This is a genomic window from Amycolatopsis sp. NPDC114503, assembly GCF_055633655.1.
Window position 1 is genome coordinate 32,135 of record NZ_JBVKDT010000013.1, and the last position, 18,100, is coordinate 50,234.

At 69.9% G+C, this 18,100-nt stretch carries 9 protein-coding genes; 7 read left to right on the forward strand and 2 right to left on the reverse strand.

Annotation, left to right across the window (positions count from 1 at the left end; translation table 11 throughout):
* From ACZ7OI_RS39225 to ACZ7OI_RS39240, 4 genes are all read left to right on the forward strand, one after another.
* A complete protein-coding gene (locus ACZ7OI_RS39225) occupies window positions 1-10,401 on the forward strand; it encodes an SDR family NAD(P)-dependent oxidoreductase (RefSeq protein ID WP_470269186.1) in 10,401 nt (3,466 codons plus the stop codon).
* Between the two features lie 104 nt (window positions 10,402-10,505).
* Window positions 10,506-11,429 carry an ATP-binding cassette domain-containing protein gene (locus ACZ7OI_RS39230; protein ID WP_470269187.1) on the forward strand — a complete coding sequence of 308 codons (924 nt, stop codon included), beginning with the start codon at window positions 10,506-10,508 and terminating at the stop codon, window positions 11,427-11,429.
* Window positions 11,429-12,256 (forward strand): ABC transporter permease, encoded by an 828-nt coding sequence (locus ACZ7OI_RS39235; RefSeq protein WP_470269188.1) that lies wholly within the window; start codon window positions 11,429-11,431, stop codon window positions 12,254-12,256. The genes ACZ7OI_RS39230 and ACZ7OI_RS39235 overlap by 1 nt, the downstream gene beginning before the upstream one ends.
* A gap of 150 nt (window positions 12,257-12,406) precedes the next feature.
* Window positions 12,407-12,979, forward strand: coding sequence for a hypothetical protein (locus ACZ7OI_RS39240; protein WP_470269189.1), 573 nt, complete (start codon window positions 12,407-12,409; stop codon window positions 12,977-12,979).
* Between the two features lie 140 nt (window positions 12,980-13,119).
* Here ACZ7OI_RS39240 and ACZ7OI_RS39245 read toward each other — a convergent pair whose 3' ends face one another.
* Complete coding sequence (locus tag ACZ7OI_RS39245) at window positions 13,120-13,887, reverse strand: AfsR/SARP family transcriptional regulator (RefSeq protein ID WP_470269190.1); 768 nt, start codon at window positions 13,885-13,887, stop codon at window positions 13,120-13,122.
* A 275-nt stretch (window positions 13,888-14,162) separates the two neighbouring features.
* Here ACZ7OI_RS39245 and ACZ7OI_RS39250 point away from each other — a divergent pair, with 275 nt between their 5' ends.
* The gene (locus ACZ7OI_RS39250) at window positions 14,163-14,780 is read left to right on the forward strand and encodes a ScbR family autoregulator-binding transcription factor (RefSeq protein ID WP_470269191.1); all 618 of its coding nucleotides are present in this window, start codon (window positions 14,163-14,165) and stop codon (window positions 14,778-14,780) included.
* Between the two features lie 558 nt (window positions 14,781-15,338).
* Here ACZ7OI_RS39250 and ACZ7OI_RS39255 read toward each other — a convergent pair.
* Window positions 15,339-15,962 (reverse strand): ScbR family autoregulator-binding transcription factor, encoded by a 624-nt coding sequence (locus ACZ7OI_RS39255; RefSeq protein WP_470269192.1) that lies wholly within the window; start codon window positions 15,960-15,962, stop codon window positions 15,339-15,341.
* 179 nt (window positions 15,963-16,141) lie between these two features.
* Here ACZ7OI_RS39255 and ACZ7OI_RS39260 point away from each other — a divergent pair, with 179 nt between their 5' ends.
* Together ACZ7OI_RS39260 and ACZ7OI_RS39265 are read left to right on the forward strand one after the other, a co-directional pair.
* Window positions 16,142-17,110, forward strand: coding sequence for a ScbA/BarX family gamma-butyrolactone biosynthesis protein (locus ACZ7OI_RS39260; protein ID WP_470269193.1), 969 nt, complete (start codon window positions 16,142-16,144; stop codon window positions 17,108-17,110).
* The gene (locus ACZ7OI_RS39265) at window positions 17,107-18,072 is read left to right on the forward strand and encodes an NAD-dependent epimerase/dehydratase family protein (RefSeq protein WP_470269194.1); all 966 of its coding nucleotides are present in this window, start codon (window positions 17,107-17,109) and stop codon (window positions 18,070-18,072) included. The genes ACZ7OI_RS39260 and ACZ7OI_RS39265 overlap by 4 nt, the downstream gene beginning before the upstream one ends.
* Window positions 18,073-18,100: the final 28 nt, after the last annotated feature.

Here is an 18,100-nt window from a genome sequence, read left to right on the forward strand (position 1 = left end):
TTGATTCTGCGACAAGAGGTTCTCCAGATGTCTGACGAAGCCAGGACCGAAGAAACCAAGCTGGTCGACTACCTGAAGCGGGTCACCGCCAACCTGCAGGAGACGCGGGCACGGCTGCGCGCGGTCGAGGCCGCCGAATCCGAGCCGATCGCGATCGTGGCGATGGGCTGCCGTTACCCCGGCGGCGTCCGGTCCGCCGACGACCTGTGGGAGCTGGTCGCGCAGGGCCGCGACGCGATCGGACAGTTCCCCTCCGACCGCGGCTGGGCGCTGGACCGGCTGTTCGACGCCGACCCGGACAGCCCTGGCACGAGCTACGTCTCCGAAGGCGGGTTCGTGCACGAAGCGGGCGAGTTCGACGCGCCGTTCTTCGGCATCTCGCCGCGCGAGGCGCTGGCGATGGACCCGCAGCAGCGGATCGTGCTGGAGCTGGCGTGGGAGACCTTCGAGCGGGCCGGCATCGCGCCGCATTCGCTGGCGAAACAGCAGGTCGGAGTGTTCGTCGGCAGCGGCGGGCAGGACTACTACGACGAGCTGCCGCCGTCCGTGCTCGCGGGCGAGGTCGAGGACTACCTGAGCACCGGCAACGCCGGCTCGGTCATTTCCGGCCGCATCGCCTACGCGCTCGGCCTGGAGGGTCCGGCCGTCACGATCGACTCCGCGTGCTCGTCTTCGCTGGTCGCGCTGCACTTGGCGGTCCAGTCGCTGCGCCAGCGGGACTGCTCGCTCGCGCTGGCGGGCGGCGTGATGATCATGTCGCGCCCTGGCCCGTTCCTCGCGTTCAGCCGTCAGCGCGGTCTTGCCGCGGATGGTCGTTGCAAGGCGTTCTCCGACAGCGCGGACGGCACCGGCTGGGCCGAGGGCGCGGGAACCCTGCTGCTGGAGCGGCTTTCCGACGCCCAGCGCAACGGACACCAGGTGCTCGCGGTCGTGCGCGGCTCCGCGGTGAACTCCGACGGCGCGTCCAACGGCCTCACCGCGCCGAACGGTCCTTCGCAGCAGCGGGTGATCCGGCAGGCGCTCGCCAACGCTCGGCTGTCGGCGTCCGATGTGGACGCAGTCGAGGGGCACGGCACCGGCACCACGCTGGGCGATCCCATTGAGGCGCAAGCATTGCTGGCCACCTACGGTCAGGACCGCACCGAGCCGCTGTGGCTCGGGTCGATCAAATCGAACATCGGCCACGCGCAGGCGGCGGCGGGTGTCAGCGGCGTGATCAAGATGGTGCAGGCGATGCGGCACGGTCTGCTGCCTCGCACGCTGCACGTCACCGAACCGTCCACAGAGGTCGATTGGACCTCCGGCGCGGTGGAGCTGCTGCGGACCGAGCGTCCGTGGGCGGCGGGGGAACGCCCACGCCGTGCGGGTGTTTCGTCGTTCGGCGTGAGCGGCACCAACGCGCACATCATCCTGGAGGAAGCGCCTGCGGTGGAGACCGCTGCGCCGGTTATGCCGAGCTGGCCGGAGGGCGTCGCGGTTCCGCTGCCGTTGGCTGGCCACGGCAGTGCGGCGCTGCGGGCACAGGCCGCGCAGCTGGTTTCTTCTGCTGCGACCCCGCTTGACCTGGGCTTTTCGCTCGCCACGTCGCGGTCGCCGCTGTCGCACCGCGCGGTCGTGCTGGCCGAGGACCCGAAGCAGGCCATCGCCGCGCTCGCGGATGGTGTCGCCACTCCGGACGTCGTCACCGGTACGCAGGCGGAAGGACTGACCGCGTTCCTGTTCTCCGGCCAAGGCGCGCAGCGGGCCGGGATGGGGGCCGCGCTGGCCGCCGCGTTCCCGGTCTTCCGCGCGGCGCTGGACGAGGTCTGCGCCGAGCTGGACCAGCACCTCGACCGTCCACTCAAGACAGTCCTGTTCGAGAAACCGCGACTGATCAACCAGACCGGCTACACCCAGCCCGCGCTCTTCGCGATCGAGGTGGCGCTGTTCAGCCTGCTGGCGTCGTGGGGGATCAAGCCGGACTTCCTGCTCGGCCACTCGATCGGCGAACTCGCCGCCGCACACGTCGCCGGAGTCTTCTCGCTGGCCGACGCCGCCACCTTGGTGGCCGCGCGGGCGAGCCTGATGCAGGCCCTGCCGGCCGGCGGTTCGATGATCGCCCTGCAGGCGACCGAAGACGAGGTCACGCCGCATCTCACTGACGACGTCAGCATCGCCGCGATCAACGGCCCGGACTCCGTGGTGCTTTCCGGCACCGAGGACGCCGTCGCCGCCGTGGTGGCCACGTTCGACGGGCGGAAGTCTTCGAAGCTCAAGGTGTCGCACGCGTTCCACTCGCCGCTGATGGAACCGATGCTCGCCGAGTTCGCCGCCGTAGCCCGAGGCCTGACCTATCACCAGCCGGAAATCCCGCTGGTCTCCACGGTCGGCCCCGATGTCGACATGTCAACTCCGGACTACTGGGTGCGCCAGGTCCGTGCCGCGGTCCGGTTCCACGACGGCGTCGGAACCCTTGCCGCACAAGGCGTCGGACGCTTCGTCGAGGTCGGTCCGGACGGCGTTCTGTCCGCCCTGATCCGCCAGACATCCGACGCGCTCGTGGTCCCGGTGCTCCGCAAGGACCGCGAAGAACCGGCCGCTGCACTCACCGCGTTGGCCGAGCTGTTCGTCAGCGGGCTGGCTCCGGACTGGGCCGCGATCTTCGCTGACCGTGGTGCCCAGCGCGTCGACCTGCCGCCGTATGCCTTCCAGCGCAAGCGTTACTGGCTCGACGCCCGCGCTAACCGCGACGAGGTGACCGCCGCCGGGCTGACGTCCGCCGGCCACCCGCTGCTCGGCGCGGCCGTCGCGCTCGCCGACACCGACGGCGTCGTGCTCACCGGCCGGCTGTCCGTCGAAACCCATCCGTGGCTGGCCGAACACCAGCTGGGCGACGCGGTCACTGTGCCTGGCACGGCGTTCCTGGAACTGGTCGTCCGCGCCGGAGACCAGGTCGGCTCCGGCCGGATCGAGGAACTGACCCTGGGCAGCCCGCTCGTCCTGCCCGCCCGTGGCGGCATCCAGGTGCAGGTCACCGTCGGCGCGGCGGGGGAGCGCGACGTCCGCCCGGTGACTGTCCACTCGCGACCCGAGGACGACAACGCCGACTGGACCTTGCACGCAAGCGGCAGCGTCGCTCCGCAGTCGGCCCGCGGCGGTACTGAGCTGACCGAGTGGCCGCCCGCCGGTGCAGAGTCGGTTGCCATCGACGGTCTGTACGACGATTTCGCCGACACTGGCCTGACTTACGGCCCGCTTTTCCGCTCCCTGCAAGCAGTCTGGCAGCGCGACGGCGAGATCTTCGCCGAAGTTGCGTTGCCGGAGGACAGCGACGCCGACCGCTTCGGCCTGCACCCGGCCGCTCTCGACGCCTGCACCCACGCGCTGCGCGTCGCTGGCGGCGGTGACGGCGGCGTCGGCCGGGTTCCGTTCTGCTGGACCGGGGTTGAGCTGCACGCCACCGGTGCGTCCGCGCTGCGCGTGCGATTCACACCGACCACAGAGGACGGTTTCACCATCGCCCTCGCCGACCCGACCGGCGCTCCGGTCGCGACAGTCGCCGAGACGGTGTTCCGCGCGTTCGCCGCCCCGGTCGCCGAGCAGGCCGCCCCGCTGTACCGGATTGAGTGGCAGCGGTCGGCGGCCGTCGAAGCCACTGTGGACACTGCCGATGTCCAGCTTCTCGAGTGCATCGGCGAATCCGGCACCGCAGCGGAGACCCACGAGCTGACCCACCGCGTACTGGCCGCGCTTCAGTCTTGGCTGGCCGAAGAGCACCCCTCGCACGCCCGGCTCGTCGTGATCACGCGCGGCGCGGTCCCGGCCGCCGGGGACGTCACCGACCTCGCCGCCTCCGCGGTCTGGGGCCTGGTCCGCTCCGCGCAGGAGGAGAACCCGGACGCTTTCGTCCTGCTCGACCTCGACGCCGAAACCACGCCGGAAGCGGTGTTGTCGCAGGTCCTGGCCTCGGGCGAGGCGCAGGCGGCGGTCCGGCTCGGCACCGTCCTCGTGCCCCGGCTGGTCCGCACGACACCGGAGCTGGAGCGGCCGTACTTCTGCCCGCACGGCACGGTGCTGGTCACCGGCGCGTCCGGCGCGCTGGGCGGAAAGCTCGCCCGGCACCTGGTCGCCGAGCACGGCGTCCGCCGGTTGCTGCTGCTCAGCCGCCGGATCACGCCCGCTCTCGACCAGTTGGCCGCCGAGCTGAGCGAAAGCGAGGTCGACGTCCGGCTGGAGCGTTGCGACGTGGCCGACCGCGAGGCGCTGGCCGGCGTGCTGGCGTCGCTGCCGGAGGAGAACCCGCTCACCGCGGTCGTGCACGCCGCTGGCGTTCTCGACGACGGCGTGGTCACCGCTTTGACCCCCGAGCGGGTCGACGCCGTGCTCGCGCCGAAGGTCGACGGCGCGCTGAACCTGCACGAACTCACCCGCGAGATCGCGCTGTCCGCGTTCGTGCTGTTCTCGTCGGTTTCCGGCGTGCTCGGCGCACCCGGTCAGGGCAGCTACGCCGCGGCCAACGCCTACCTGGACGCCCTCGCGTCGCACCGCGTCGCGCACGGCCTGCCGGGTCTGTCGCTGGACTGGGGCCTGTGGGGCGAGGTCGGCGGCATGGGCGGCACGCTCACCGAAGAGGAGGTGCAGCGACTCGCGGCCAGCGGCATCGTGCCACTGTCCACTGCGGAGGGTCTGGCGATGTTCGACCGCGCCATCGCCATCCGCAAGCCGACCGCCGTCCCGGCGAAGTTCGACCTTCCGGTGCTGCGCAAACTCGACCGGCTTCCGCGCACGCTGGAACAGCTCGTCGGTCGCGCCACGCGCCGGGTCGCCGCCGCTGCCGAGTCCTCTGTGGACTCGTTTGCGGCACGGCTGCTGGGTCTGCCGGAAGAAGACCGTCGTGACGCGGTACTGGAACTGGTGCGCAGCCATGCCGCCACCGTGCTCGGCTACCGTGCAGCACACGAAATCGAGCCGTCGGCACAGTTCCAATCGCTCGGCTTCGACTCTCTGACCGCGATCGAACTCCGCAACGGCCTCACCGCGGCTACCGGTCAGCGGCTGCCCGCCACACTGATCTTCGACCACCCGACGCCGACCGCTCTCGCCGCGCACCTGCTCGACGAACTCGCGGGCACAGCGGTCGAAATCAAGACGGTGTCCACTAAGGACAACTCGGATGAGCCCATCGCGATCGTCGGTATGGCCTGCCGTCTGCCCGGAGGCGTCACCTCGCCGGAACAGCTGTGGGAACTGGTCGCCGAGGGTCGCGATGCGATCGGGGACTTCCCTGCCGACCGCGGCTGGGACATCGACGGCCTGCTCGACCCGACCGGCCGCCGTCCCGGCACGACCTACGTCGCACGCGGCGGATTCGTCTACGACGCGGGCGATTTCGACCCGACGTTCTTCGGTGTCTCGCCGAAGGAAGCGCCGATGATCGACCCGCAGCAGCGGCTCCTGCTCGAAGCGTCCTGGGAGGCGCTGGAGCGGTCCGGGATTGACCCGGTCTCGCTCAAGGGGAGCCCGACCGGCGTGTACGCCGGCGTCCAGTACCACGACTACGTGGGCGCGAACAGTGCCGGATCGATCGTCACCGGCCGGGTTTCCTACACTCTCGGCCTCGAAGGCCCGGCCGTGTCCGTCGATACCGCGTGCTCGTCTTCGCTGGTCGCGATGCACATGGCGGCACAGGCACTGCGCGGCGGCGACTGCTCGCTCGCGCTGGCCGGCGGCGTCACGGTGATGGCCACGCCGGAGACCTTTGTGGAATTCAGCCGCCAGCAAGGCCTCGCGGCAGACGGCCGGTGCAAGGTGTTCTCCGACGACGCCGACGGCACGACCTGGTCCGAAGGCGTCGGCGTGCTGGTGCTGGAGCGCCTTTCCGACGCGCGCGCCAACGGCCACCCGGTGCTTGCGGTTCTCAAGGGCAGTGCGGTGAACCAGGACGGCACGTCGAACGGCCTGACCGCGCCGAACGGTCCCGCGCAGCAGCGAGTGATCCGCGCCGCGCTGGCCGACGCCGGGCTGGAACCGTCCGATGTGGACGCCGTCGAAGCGCACGGCACCGGCACGAAGCTCGGCGACCCGATCGAAGTCCAGGCGCTGCTGGCGACATATGGCACGCAGACGTCGGCGGACCGTCCGTTGTGGATCGGTTCGGTGAAGTCGAACATCGGGCACACCCAAGCCGCCGCGGGTGCGGCAGGCGTGATCAAGATGATCGAAGCGATGCGGCACGGCGAGCTCCCCGCGACGCTGCACGTGGGCAAGCCGTCCAGCGAGATCGACTGGTCCACGGGCGCGGTGCGAGTGCTCGCCGAGCCGGTGAAATGGCTGCCGAACGGCCACACCCGACGCGTCGGCGTCTCGTCCTTCGGCGTAAGCGGCACGAACGCGCACGTGATCCTGGAGGAAGGCGACCGCCGTGAGGTCACCGCCTCGACGGGTCCGGAGTACGACGGTCCGGTCGCCTGGCCCGTCTCGGGCCGTGGCGCAGCGGCGTTGCGCGCCAAGGCTGAGCAGCTGATGTCCTATGTGGACGAGGACCCGGAAGGCAGCCTCGCCGACATCGGCCTCTCGCTGGCGACCGCGCGCAGTGCCTTCGACCGCCGCGCGGTGCTGATCGGCAGCCGTTCGCCGCAGTTCGTGCGCGGTCTGGCGGCCTTGGTGGACGAGGAGGACGCACGCGGCGTCGTCCGCGGCACCGCCACCGGCAGCGGCCGTACCGCGTTCCTGTTCGCGGGCCAAGGTTCGCAACGCGCACAGATGGGTGCGCAGCTGGCCGCGCGGTACCCGGCGTTCGCTGAGGCCTACGACGAGGTGTGCGCCGAACTCGACAAGCACCTCGACCGTCCGCTTCGCGAAGTGATCGAAAGCGGCGACGGCCTCGACGAGACCCGCTGGACGCAACCAGCGTTGTTCGCACTGGAAGTCGCACTGTTCCGCACAGTCCGAGCCTGGGGCGTGAAGCCGGATCTGCTGGCCGGACACTCGATCGGCGAACTCGCCGCTGCGCACTGCGCTGGCGTCTTCTCGCTGTCCGACGCCGCGAAGCTAGTGGTTGCCCGGGGCGCGCTGATGCAGGCCCTGCCGACCGGCGGCGCGATGGTCGCAATCGACGGGACGCCCGATGCGGTTCGCGAAGCCGCTGGGGACGCTGTGGACATTGCCGCGGTGAACGGCCCGACCGCAGTCGTCATCTCCGGTGCCGCGGAAACGGTTGCCGAGGTGGCAGCGAAGTTCGAGCGCACCAAGCAACTCCGAGTCTCGCACGCGTTCCACTCGCGACTGATGGACCCGATGCTCGCCGAGTTCCGCACTGTCGCAGAAGGACTGTCCTATACGGAGCCGAGGATCCCGATCATCTCCACGGTCACCGGCGAACCCGCCGACGACCTGACCTCGCCGGAGTACTGGGTGAACCAGGTCCGCGAAGGTGTGCAGTTCCGCGACGCGGTCACCCGGGCCGCCTCGGACGGCGTGACCCGGTTCCTCGAACTAGGCCCGGACACCACGCTCACCGCAATGGCCGACGCCTGCCTCGACGAGCGTCCGGACGGTCTCGTGCTCGCGTCGCTCCTGCACAAGGAACAGGACGAAGCCGTCGCGGCGCTCACCGGTGTCGCGCAGCTGCACGTCAGCGGCGTCGACGTCGACTGGTCGGCGATCTACGCGCCCACCGGTGCACACCCGGTGCCGGTGCCCACGTATCCGTTCCAGCGCCAGCGTTACTGGCTGGAGAGCACGGCCACCGCACCGGGCCAGGAAGACCACCCGCTCCTCGGCACTGCGACGGAGCTGGCTGGTGCGGAGGGTCTCCTGTTCTCGGGGCGGCTGTCCGTCGGCACGCACTCGTGGCTGTCCGACCACGTCGTCGGCGGCTCGATCCTGTTCCCCGGCACCGGTTTCGTCGAGATGGCGATCCGGGCCGGCGACGAGGCCGGATGCCCGCGCCTGGACGAACTGACGCTGGAGTACCCGCTGGTGGTGCCGGAGCGGACCGGCGTGCGCGTCCAGTTCGCGCTCGACGCCGCGGAAAACGGCGTCCGGACCTTCACTGTCCACTCGCGACCGGAAGGCGCGGCGGACGGCGTCCCGTGGACCCGGCACGCCACCGGATGTCTCGCAAAGGCAGGCAAGTCGGAGAAGTTCGACCTCTCCGCCTGGCCGCCCGCCGCCGAGCAGGTCCAACTCGAAGGCACCTACGAGGAACTGGCCGCCGACGGTCTCGCGTACGGCCCGGCGTTCCGCGGCCTCGTCGCTGCCTGGAAGGGAGACGGCGAAGCGTTCGCCGAGATCCAGCTGCCCGCCACAGTGTCCGATGTGGACCGTTACGGCATCCACCCGGCCGTCCTCGACGCCGCCTTGCACACCATCGGTGTCTCGGGCGCGGTCGGCGACGAACCGGCACTGCCGTTCGCGTGGGAAGGCGTTCGGTTGCACGCAGTCGGCGCGACGACGCTACGGGTGCACGTGAAGCAGATCGGTTCAGGTGCTGCGGAGCTGAGGATCGCCGACGCCACCGGTGCGCCGGTAGCTTCGGTGGATTCGCTGCTGCTGCGCCCGATGTCCGCGCAACCGCAGGCCGCTGAAACCGGTGGCACGGAGTCCCTGTTCCGAGTCGCGTGGGAGCAGACCGACCTCGACGCGGTCGCCGAAGTCACCGACTGGACCGTGGTCGGCGACGATCCGTTCGGCCTCACCGACGCCCTTGGAGCCACCGCCACGACCGGCATCGGCGACGCCTCCGGCCTGGTCGTGCTGCCCGTCGCCGGCGACGACGTGCACGCGGAACTGCACCGGGTCCTCGGCGAACTGCAGACGTTCCTCGGCCGTCCGGAAGGCTCGCTGCTGGTGGTCACCCGAGGCGCGGTCGCGGCCGACGCCGAGGAAAGCCCCGACCCAGTCGGAGCCGCGGTGGCCGGACTGGTCCGTTCGGCGCAAGCCGAGCACCCGGACCGGATCACCCTGGTCGACCTCGGAACCGGAACCCCTAGCGGCCGCACCCTTGCCGCAGTGTCGGCATCGGACGAGCCACAGGTCGCTCTCCGCGCCGGAGCGGTGCTGGTGCCACGCCTGCAACGGGCCGCTGACGCGGCAGCCGCCCCGGTCTGGGATCCCAACGGCACGGTGCTGATCACTGGCGCGACCGGCGCGCTCGGCGGCGCAGTCGCGAAACACCTCGTGACCGAACACGGCGTGCAGAACCTGCTGCTGCTCAGCCGTCGCGGTGCAGACGCACCAGGCGCGACCGAACTGCGGGACGAACTGATCGGTCTCGGTGCCGAAGTCACGCTCGCCGCCTGCGACGTGGCAGACCGCACGGCAGTTTCTGCTCTGCTGGACGGAATCGACCTGCGCGGAGTCGTGCATGCGGCGGGTGTCCTGGACGACGGTGTTCTGACTTCCCTTACGCCAGAACGCCTCGACAACGTCCTGCGCCCGAAGGTCGACGCCGCGGCAACGCTCGACGAGCTGACCCGCGACCGTAACCTGACCGCGTTCGTCCTGTTCTCCTCGGCCGCCGGCGTGCTCGGCGCACCGGGCCAGGGCAGCTACGCCGCGGCCAACGCCTACCTCGACGCGCTGGCGGTCCGCCGCCGACGCGAGGGTCTCGCGGGCTCCTCGCTCGCTTGGGGCCTGTGGGGCGGCGGCATGGGCGCGGCACTGGAGGACGCGGACGCCCACCGCATCGGCGAAACCGGCATCACCGCGCTGTCCACTGAGGACGGTCTTCGATTGCTGGACGCGGCAGCGGGTTCACCCGAACCGCTGCTCGTGCCGATCGCGCTGGACACCCGCGTACTGGCTTCCTCGGGCGACGACGACCTCCCGGCCGTCCTGCGCGAACTCGCCGGCACGCGTGGCCGACGCGCGGCTCAGGACGCCGTGGAGGACACCGAATCGCTGGCGCAGAAACTCGGCGCGCTCCCGCCGGGCAAGCGGGTGCCGACCGTGCTCACCCTGGTGCGCACGCACGCGGCGACGCTGCTCGGGCACGCCGGTCCGGAGGCGGTGGAAGCGGACCGCTCGTTCAACGAGGTCGGCTTCGATTCCCTGTCCGCCACCGGGTTCCGCAACAAGCTCAGCCTCGTCACCGGCCTGAAGCTTCCGGTGAGCCTGATCTTCGACTACCCGACGCCGCGCATCCTCGCCGAGCACCTGGTCACCGAGCTGGCCCCGGCCGAAGCCGAGCCGGAACCTTTGTCGGACCAGGGAATCCGGGACGCGCTGGCGGCGATCCCGCTGGAGCGGCTGCGTTCGGCGGGCCTGCTGGACGGGCTGCTCGAACTAGCCGGGATCCAGATCACGGAACAGGCCGAGCACTTCGAAGACGAATCGTCCGCAGTGGACGAGGACACGATCGACGAGCTGGACACCGACGCGTTGATCAGCATGGCAATCGGGGGTGGGGACGACGATTAGCCCACCCCTATCGGGCCCGGCCGGTATTGCCGCTCTCGCGGCCGCTGTGGCCCACTTGATCCCGACAGTTTCCCCGCTTGACCGAACCGAGGAGAGGTAACCCGATGGTCACCGGCTACGCAATCGAAGCACGGGGGCTGCGCAAGTCCTACGGCGATGTCGACGTCCTGGAAAGCGTCGACCTCAGTGTCGAGCGGGGCACGATGTTCGCGCTGCTGGGCCCCAACGGCGCCGGCAAGACCACGACGGTGCGGATCCTCAGCACCCTCCTGGAGGCCGACGGCGGCACCGTGACGGTCAACGGTCACGACGTCGCCAAGCGCACCCGCAAGGTCCGCGAGCAGATCGGCCTCACCGGACAGAACACCGCGGTCGACGAACTGCTCACCGGCCGCGAAAACCTGGAAATGATGGGGCGGCTGTTCCACCTGCCGATCGCGCGGGCGAAGCAGCGGGCCACCGAACTGCTCGCGCAGTTCGACCTCGAAGAAGCCGCGACCCGTCCGGTGAAGACGTACTCCGGCGGCATGCGGCGCCGCCTCGACCTCGCGATCAGCCTGATCACGTCGCCGCCGGTGCTGTTCCTCGACGAGCCCACCACGGGCCTCGACCCGCGCAGCCGCGCGGCGATGTGGGACGCGATCCGCAAGCTGCTCGACGGCGGCACCACAGTCCTGCTCACCACGCAGTACCTCGACGAGGCCGACCAGCTCGCCGACCGGATCGCGGTCATCGACAAGGGCCGCGTCGTCGCCGAGGGCACCGCCACCGAGCTCAAGCGCCGGGTCGGCACCGAACGGCTCAAGCTGACCTTCGCCTCGGTCGCCGAAGCGGGCCGCGCGCAGCAGGTCACCGGCGGCGTGCTGCTGGACGAGACGGTCAGCGTCCCGATCGACCACCCCGGCCAGGTGCGGGCGACGCTCAACCGGGTCGCCGACGCGGGACTCGAGCCCGCCGGGATCGAGCTGTCCGAACCGACGCTCGACGACGTGTTCCACACCCTCACCTCAACCGCGGGAGCGAAGTGATGACCCAGACCTTGTCCAGGGAAACCGAGGGGACGCAGATCCCCGCGGCACCCGAGAGCGCCGGGCTGGCCACGGTGCTGTCCGACTTCCGCGTGCTGATCGGGCGCAACGTCAAGCACATCACGCGGAATCCGGAGATGCTGCTGCAGGCGGTGTCGCTGCCGATCGTCCTGCTGCTGCTGTTCCGCTTCATGTTCGGGCCCGCGATCAACGTGCCCGGCATGGCCTACGTCGACTACCTGGTGCCCGGCCTGCTGGCGATCAGCATCGGCTTCAACTCGACGACCACGGTCGTCGGCGTCGCCGCGGACCTCACCCAGGGCCTCGTCGAACGCTTCCGCTCGATGCCGATGTTCGGCCCGGCCGTGCTCGTCGGCCACGTCGCCGCCGGGATGCTGCGCAGCCTGGTGTCGTTCGTGATCATGGTGGCGATCGGCTTCGCGATCGGCTTCCGCCCCGGCGGCAGCGCACTGGGCTGGCTCGCCGCGATCGGCCTGCTGGTCCTGTTCGCGGCCGGCGTCTTCTGGCTGGCGGTGCTGCTCGGCTCGATCTCGAAGACGGTTGAGGGTGCCGGCGGACTCGGCATGATCCTCGTGTTCGTGCCGTACGCCTCCAGCGCACTCGTGCCGACCCAGGCGATGCCCGGCGTGCTGCGGGTGATCGTGGACAACCAGCCGTTCACGGTCCTGATGGACGCCGTGCGGGCCCTGATGAACGGCACTCCCGCCGGGGGAACGGCGTGGCTCGCGCTCGCTTGGTGGGGCGCGATCACCGTCGCGGCCTCGTTCCTCGCGGTGCGCAAGTTCAACCGGCGCACCAAGGGCTGAACTGGCTTTGTGCTCCAAGGGCGACCCGCGCCGCGGCGGGTCGCCCTTTCGCCGTGCCTAGGGGACCCCGATTCCGCTAGATCGGCTTTAGATCGTTCCGGCACTCTCTGTGGAGTAGAGAGGACCACTGCGTGAAGTGAGGTGGCGACAATGCCGACCCGGGTGATGGAAAAGCCGGTCGATCCCGTGGCCGCGTGGCTGGCCCCGCTGGCGGACGACCCGGCGGGCGCGGTCGCGTTCCTCTCCGAAGTCGCCGACCGCGTGTCCAGGTCCCACGGCTCCGGCCGGATCCTGGTCCCCGGCGGCGGCCCGGTCGCGGACGCACTGGCCGGAGAAGGCTACGAAGTCCACCTGGAACCCGGCCCGCGCTTCGACGCCGGCTACCTGGGCGCGGACGTGCTGTCCCGCCTGCCGGACCAACGAGACCAGCTGCGCGCGATCGGCCGCTACAGCCGCCTCCTGCGCCCCGGAGGCGCACTGGTGGTGCAGGGCCGCCACCCAGATCCGGCGTGCTGGACCGCAGACGCCCGCGTGCGCGCGGTAGACGACGTGCGGCAGATCGTGCACCTGACCGATGCGTCGCTCCCGCTGCGCTACGTCTGGCCCGCAGAGCTGGATCTGATGGCCGAACTGGCAGGCCTGGCTTTGGACAGCCGCTGGGGCGGCTGGTACGGAGAACCTGTTACGTGCGGCGGTTTCGTAGTCTCGGTCTACCGCAGCTGAGGGGTGTCGTGAGGGGAACCCAGAGGGAATCTGACTCCCTCAGGGTTCCCCTCACGGCTTTTCCCCTGCCCGCTGCCGCACACAAAAAAAGACCCGGCCTCCGTCGCAACGGAGACCGGGCCAAACCCCCACGATCAAGCTCAAACAGCGTCGGACATCTCCCCGACAAGGATGCTGTGATGCAGCTTCCGCAACGAGCTCCCCGGCTCGATCCCCAACTGCTGCACCAAATTCTGCCGCGCCGAAGCGAACGTCTCCAACGCCTCGGCCCGCCGATTGGACCGAGCCAGCGCAGTCATCAAATACTCGGTGAACGTCTCCCGAAGCGTATGTTCCTTCGCGAGCGCGGACAGCTGCCCCACCACTTCGCGATGCCGCCCGATCAACAGCTCGGTCTCCATCAACAGCTCAAGACACCCAAGCCGGCTCTCCTCGAGCAAGGTCGCATACGCCTGAACATCAGGCGAATCAGTGAACCCCCCGAACGCCAACCCGCGCCACAGATTAGTGGCCTCCCGCAACACCTTCGCAGCCTGACCATAGCCACGATCCCAGTGCAACGCGCGCCCCTGCTCATAGAGCCGGGTGAACCGGTCAGCATCAAGCTCATCGATCCCGACGTGCAGCGAATACCCCCGCGGACTGGTGACGACAGGGCTGTCTTCCGCACTTTCGCCGTTGCCGCGCAACAGTTTCCGCAACTGCGACACATACACGTACAGTGCCGCGCTCGCCCTCGCGGGCGGATGTTCGCCCCAGATCTCGCCGATCAGATGCTCGGCGGTCACGACCTGGTTGTTCTTGGCCAGCAGCACGGACAGCAGGGTCTCGATCTTGCGGGCCCGCGGAGCGCAGACGCCGGGCCGGCCGCTCACTCTGATCTGTCCGAGAATTTCGTAGTTCAGCATGACTGCCCTCCGGTGTCTCTCGCGCCGGACCCGCCCGGCGGCGCCCCCAGCGCCGCTGCCTGCCGGTCCGAGCCGGGTCCACTGCTGGACCATAGCAAACCGGGAGGTCGGTTTTCAAGACAAAACCGGGAGGTTGGTCTGTTTTGATCTTCACTGAGCGGCGACAGCCACGTAATCGGCCGTCCTCTCTGGTAAACCGGGCGGTCGGTATGTCATTATTGAGCGGCCGGGACGCACACCGTGCCCGTTCCCGGCGCGAGACGATGGGGAAGACGGTGACAAAACAGGCTCGTGCGGAGCTCACCCGGCTCCTGCTGCTGGACGCCGCCGCGGCGCTGCTGCACCGCGACGGCTACGCGGCCACGAGCATGGTGGACATCGCGCGCGAAGCGGGCGTGACCAAGGGCGGCCTGTACTTCCACTTCTCGTCGAAGGACGAGATCTGCGACGAGGTGCAATCGGCGGCCGTCGCGGTCCTGCACCGGCACGTCGCGCAGGCGCGCGGGCGCCGTCCGCATCTGCGCAGGCTGGCCGACCTGAGCCGGGCGCTGATGGGTTGGCTCGCCGAAGACGCGAAGGTAGGCGCGAGCTTCCGGCTCGCCCGAGAAATGGGCTCGAACGACCCGCGGTTCGTCGCCTTCGTCCGCGCGTGGCTCGGCCAGGTGCGCGCGCACATCGCCGCCGCGCACGGGGCGGGGGAGATGAGCCCGCACGTCCGCCCGGACATGGCGGCGCTGCTGGTCGTGGTGACCTGCGTGGGCCTGGAATCGGCGGCGGCGAGCGGGACGATCCCGGCCGGCACGGACCTGGCGAGCACGCTTTCCGAGCTGTGGCGAGTGATCGAGGCGGCGCAACCGGCGGATTCGACTGCCGCTGAGGCGACTGGCACCTGAGCGGCAGCCGGTGCCGTCCGCCGTCTGCGGCCGAGGTGACCGGTACCTGAGCGGCTGCCGACGGCCGACAGCCGTCTGCGGCCGAGGTGACCGGCGCTTGAGAGACTGCCGCCTGCCGCCTGCGGCCTGCGGCCGGGGCGACTGGCACTTGGGCGACTGCTGGCCGACGCTTGCGGCCGGGGCGACCGGCGTCTGAGCGGCTGCCGACAGCTGCTTGCGGCCAAGGTGACCGGCGTCTGAGCGGCTGCCGACAGCTGCTTGCGGCCAAGGTGACCGGCGTCTGAGCGGCTGCCGACGGCCGACAGTCATCTGTGGCCGAGGTGACCGGCGCTTGAGCAACTGTTGCCTGTGGCCGAGGTGACCGGCGCTCGAGCGACTGCCGCCTGCGGCCGGGATGACTGGCACTTGGGCGGCCACCGACCGCCGCTCGCGACCGAAACGACGGCACCTGAACGATTGCTCAACCGGCTCGATCCCCGAGCCGCACCGCCACTGCGCCGCAGAAAATTCAGCCCCACAAACCGACCGCCCGGTTTTAACCCGCGCCTCCGGATCTAACTAGGCGTCGCCGGGAAAGGTCCCAGCCGGATCGAACTTGTGCAGCCGCCGGGGCGGGACGACCGCGTTCAGGATCGTCTGCCACATGAACGTGACCCGCTCGTGCAGATCCGTCCGCCCGGTCAGCACCTGCGAGCTGAGCTGGCTCCCGGTGAACGACGCGACCACGTACTGCGCGAGATCGTGCGCGTTGACGTCTTTTCGCACGTCGCCCGCGGCCTTCGCGGCGAGCAGGCAGCCGTGAATCGTGTCGGTCCACTGCTTGTACGCGCCCGCGGCGGGCGTGACGAACGAGCCCTGCTCGATGACCAGCCGGATGCTGGCGCGCACGCGCACGTCTTTGCGCAGGCTGTGCCCCATGTTCTGGGTGAGGTCGATGACCGTCTGCATCCCGGGGCTCTCGATGTCGGCCAGCGGGTCCCACACGGTGAACTGTTCGTTGATCAGCGCGTCCGCGAGTTCTTCCTTGGACTTGAAGTGGAAGTACAGTGCGCCCTTGGTGACCCCGGCCTCGGCGAGGATGTCCGACAGGCTCGCGCCAAGGAAGCCGACCGCGTCGAACCTGGACGCGGCGGCGTCGAGGATGGCATTGCGGGTCTGCTGCGCGCGTTCCTGGCGAGCCACTGTGACTCCTCTCGGGGGATTGCGGGCCCGCTCCGGGCCACGCTGACACTCCAGTCTACCTCCGCGCGGCCCGCGGAGCCAGAGAAAAAAACCGGTAGGTAGGTATGGTTTTGTCTGCCCTTTTCCGCTAAAAATGTTGTGGGGGTACTGGGGAAGTACTTTTTTCTGGGAGGACCGACATGGTCGGTATGTTGTTAGAGGAGTCTGTCGGAAGAACCTTCATCATCAACGGCGAAAGTTCGCCGGGCGGAAGCCCGGTCGACTTCCAGCAGACGATCCCGCGCAATCTCGTGCACCGCGCGGCCGTCTCGGAAGTTTTCGTCACTGATCTGAACATCGTGGCCGAGGACCGGTTCGAGGTCGGCGCGCAGTGGCCGCGCCGGCACGGGTTCTTCGGCCCGCGCACTCCGGGATCGCACGATCCCATGCTGTACCTGGAAACGTTCCGCCAGGCGATCATGCTGGTCGCGCATCGCGCGTACGGCGTCTCGCTCGGCACAGTGTTCGTCGGCGGCCGCAAGACCAGCTCTATCACCCCCGAAGGGCTGGTCACCGCGGGCAAGCCGATCGACGTGGTGCTGCGGGCGAGCGTGCAGGACGTGATCCGCCGGGGCAACAACGTCGGCGGCATGCGGTTCGAGTTCGGCTGCTTCCGCGACGGGGAGCTGATCGGCACCGCCGCGGAGACCATTCGCTGCGTGTCCCCGGCGGTCTACCGCCGGCTGCGCGGCGACCACTTCGCGGCGACGCCGTTCCAAGCCATCACGTTGCCCACTGTGGAACCGGTGCTCGTCGGCCGGGAACGCGAGGAAGACGTGCTTGTCGCCGAGACCGCGACGCCCGGCACCTGGTCCCTGCAGTTCGACCCGGACCACGCGGTCCTGTTCGACCACTCGGTGGACCACGTCCCGGGCATGGTGCTGCTGGAAGGCGCGCGCCAGGCGGCGTTGCTGACGCTCGGAGACCCGTACGCGCTGCCGTTGCGCACGGACTTCGACTTCTCCGTCTACGTCGAGTTCGACTCGGAATGCCTGCTGACGGCGGAAGAGATCGGCGTCGACGCGGACGGGTCCCGCCTGGTGCGAGTGGTCGCGGAGCAGAAGGGCCGTCCCGTGGCGAGCGGCACCCTGGCGATGCAAAGGTCATGACTGCCGGCCTGGGGGCGGACAGTACGACCGGGGAAATCCTCCTCACCGGAGCGACCGGGTTCATCGGCTCGGCGGTGCTGCGGGCGTTGCTCGCCCGCGGCGCCGCGGTGCGGGTGCTGGCGCGCGGCGAGGTGCCGGAGTGGATCACGCGATCCGGCGCGCGGATCCACCGAGGCGACCTCGCCGACGCCGCCGGGCTGGCCGGGGCGTGCACGGGCGTCGCGACGCTCGTGCACGCCGCGTCCCGGATCGGCGGCACCGAAGAGGAATGCGCGCAGGTCAACGATCACGGCACGGCCCGGCTCCTCGCGGAAGCGCGGCGTGCGGGCACGCGCCGGATCGTGTACCTGAGCACCTGCGCGGTCTACCGCGACGGCGAGCATCGAGGCGCGCCCGAGAACACGCTCGACCTCGGGCCCGCCTCGGCCACCAGCCGCACCAGGCTGGCCGGGGAACAGCACGTCCGCGCGGCGGGCGGGATCGTTCTGCGGCCGCACCTGGTGTACGGCGACGGCGACCGGCACGTGGTCCCGACGCTGGTGAAGTGGCTGCGTGCGGTGCCGGCTTGGGCCGAGGGCGGCAGGTCCCGGACATCAGTGGTCTCGTCGTGGGATCTCGCTGCTGTGCTCAGCGCGTTCGCGCTGGACCCGGCACTGGGCCGGCCCGGCGAGGTGTTCCACGTGGCCGACCCGGAGCCGGTGCGGATGCGCGAGCTGCTCGAAGCGGTCTGCGCCGTGCTTGACCTGCCCATTCCCAGCCGCGACCGGTCGCTTGCCGAGCACCGGGCGCGCACGCCGTGGCTCAGCGAGCACCAGCGGTCGCTGCTCACCCGTGACCATTGGTATGCCAGCGAAAAGGTCTGGGATCTCACTGGGGTCTCCCCGGGACCGGGTCTCGGCGTCCGTTTGGCGCAAGCCCGGAACTGGTATCGGGAAACACTGGCAATTCCGGAAGCCGGGTGAAGATCGAATTCGCGGAAAGTGATCGAAC

What these genes read in the sequence shown, in the direction of transcription:
- ACZ7OI_RS39230 (WP_470269187.1), top strand. Translation starts at nt 10,506, where the DNA reads ATGGTCACCGGCTACGCAATCGAAGCACGGGGGCTGCGCAAGTCCTAC.
- ACZ7OI_RS39235 (WP_470269188.1), top strand. Translation starts at nt 11,429, where the DNA reads ATGACCCAGACCTTGTCCAGGGAAACCGAGGGGACGCAGATCCCCGCG.
- ACZ7OI_RS39240 (WP_470269189.1), top strand. Translation starts at nt 12,407, where the DNA reads ATGCCGACCCGGGTGATGGAAAAGCCGGTCGATCCCGTGGCCGCGTGG.
- ACZ7OI_RS39245 (WP_470269190.1), bottom strand. Translation starts at nt 13,887, where the DNA reads ATGCTGAACTACGAAATTCTCGGACAGATCAGAGTGAGCGGCCGGCCC.
- ACZ7OI_RS39260 (WP_470269193.1), top strand. Translation starts at nt 16,142, where the DNA reads ATGGTCGGTATGTTGTTAGAGGAGTCTGTCGGAAGAACCTTCATCATC.
- ACZ7OI_RS39265 (WP_470269194.1), top strand. Translation starts at nt 17,107, where the DNA reads ATGACTGCCGGCCTGGGGGCGGACAGTACGACCGGGGAAATCCTCCTC.